This is a genomic window from Mesorhizobium sp. M7D.F.Ca.US.004.03.1.1, from assembly GCF_003998635.1.
Taxonomy (GTDB): domain Bacteria; phylum Pseudomonadota; class Alphaproteobacteria; order Rhizobiales; family Rhizobiaceae; genus Mesorhizobium; species Mesorhizobium loti.
Window position 1 is genome coordinate 1 of record NZ_RZQG01001057.1, and the last position, 1,896, is coordinate 1,896.

Here is a 1,896-nt window from a genome sequence, read left to right on the forward strand (position 1 = left end):
ACCGAGGATATCAACGATATCCGCTCGCTCGGCTTCCGCGGCGAAGCGCTGCCGTCGATCGGCTCGGTGTCGCGGCTGTCGATCCGTTCGCGTACGGCCGCCGGCGACAGTGCCGCCGAAATCGGCATCGAGGGCGGCCGCGTCTTGCCCGTCAGGCCGGCAGCGGCCAATCGCGGCACCACGGTGGAGGTGCGCGACCTGTTCTTCGCCACGCCGGCCCGACTGAAATTCATGAAGGGCGAGCGCGCCGAGAGTTCGGCGACCAGTGACGTGATCAAGCGCATCGCCATCGCCTTCCCCGCCGTGCGCTTCACGCTGGCCGGCTCGGACCGCTCGACGCTGGAATTGCCGGCGACGGACGACAGCGCGGCAGGCAGCCTGCGTCGCGTCGCCCAGGTGATGGGTGCCGATTTTCCCGACAATTCGATTGCCATCGAGGCGATGCGCGAAGGCGTGCATCTGACCGGTCACGTGTCGATCCCATCCTTCACCCGTGCCAACGCGCTGCAGCAATATGCCTACGTCAACGGTAGGCCGGTGCGCGACAAGCTGATTGCGGGCGCCATTCGCGGTGCTTATGCCGACGTTTTGCCGCGCGACCGCCATGCGGTGACGGTGCTGTTCCTGTCGCTCGATCCGGCCATCGTCGACGTCAATGTCCATCCGGCCAAGGCCGATGTCCGCTTCCGCGATCCCGGCCTGGTGCGCGGGCTGATCGTCGGCGCCATCCGCCAGGCGCTGGCCGATTCCGGCATCCGCGCCGCCACCACGGGTGCGGCCGGCATGATGGCGGCCTTCCGGCCCGGTGCTGCATCTTACGGCCACGGCGGCCCGGCAAACGGTCACCGCAGCTACGACGCGGTCTACCGCGCGTCAGGTCCGTCCGGCTTCGATCCGGCCCGGTCGCCGCAGCGGCCGTTCGACATGGGTTTCGAGGGCGCGGGCTTCGAGCATCGTGGTTTGCGTGAGAACGAGCAGGCGGCGTTCGATGCCGGCCCGCTTGCCAGCGCCGATGTGCGTGCCGGGCAGGATGAGGCGGCCGAGACGCTGCTTGGCGCGGTGCTGGGCGCCGCGCGCGCCCAGGTGCATGAGAACTACATCGTCGCGCAGACCAAGGATTCGCTCGTCATCGTCGACCAGCATGCGGCGCATGAGCGCCTGGTCTACGAAGCGCTGAAGAATGCACTGCATTCGCGCCCCGTGCCCTCGCAGATGCTGCTTCTGCCTGAGATCATCGACCTGGCGGAAGAGGATGCAGAACGGCTTGCGCTGCATTCGGAAACACTGGCCCGCTTCGGCCTCGGCATCGAGCGCTTCGGCCCGGGCGCCGTCGCAGTGCGGGAGACGCCATCGATGCTCGGCGAAACGAATGTCCAGCAACTGGTGCGTGACCTCGCCGACGAGATCGCCGACAACGACACGGTCGACACGCTGAAGGAACGGCTGGACAAGATCGCCGCGACCATGGCCTGCCACGGCTCGGTGCGTTCCGGCCGCCTGCTCAAGGCCGAAGAGATGAATGCATTGTTGCGGCAGATGGAGGCGACGCCCGGCTCCGGCACCTGCAACCACGGTCGCCCGACCTATATCGAGCTCAAGCTGGCGGATATCGAAAGGCTGTTCGGGCGGCGGTAAAGCATTGCCTGCACACGGCCAAGTGAGGCACTCGTCATTTCACCAGTTGGTGGTACTTCTTGGTTCTAAGAGAAAAAACATAGTCCAACGTATAGCCGGCGTTGCCACGAAAATTTACGGAAATAATCTCTAATCTTGTTTCCACTTGTTTTTGAACATTCATATAGATGGGCGTCATCAGCATGCCGGCGTCGCAATTATCGTCATCGAACCCGATCTCCTGAACAACCTTCTTTTCCTTTTTGTTGATGACCTGCAGCT

The 1,896-nt window shown here is 64.3% G+C and carries 2 protein-coding genes; one reads left to right on the top strand and one right to left on the bottom strand.

Features of this window, described 5'->3' with window-relative positions; all coding sequences use genetic code 11:
- A partial coding sequence (mutL, locus tag EN935_RS33790) for a DNA mismatch repair endonuclease MutL (RefSeq protein ID WP_127374112.1) occupies positions 1 to 1,635 on the top strand: 1,635 nt, incomplete at its 5' end.
- A gap of 34 nt (positions 1,636 to 1,669) precedes the next feature.
- Here the strand turns inward: mutL and EN935_RS41085 are convergent.
- On the bottom strand, positions 1,670 to 1,896 hold a 227-nt coding region (locus EN935_RS41085), incomplete at its 5' end, for a hypothetical protein (RefSeq protein ID WP_164771596.1).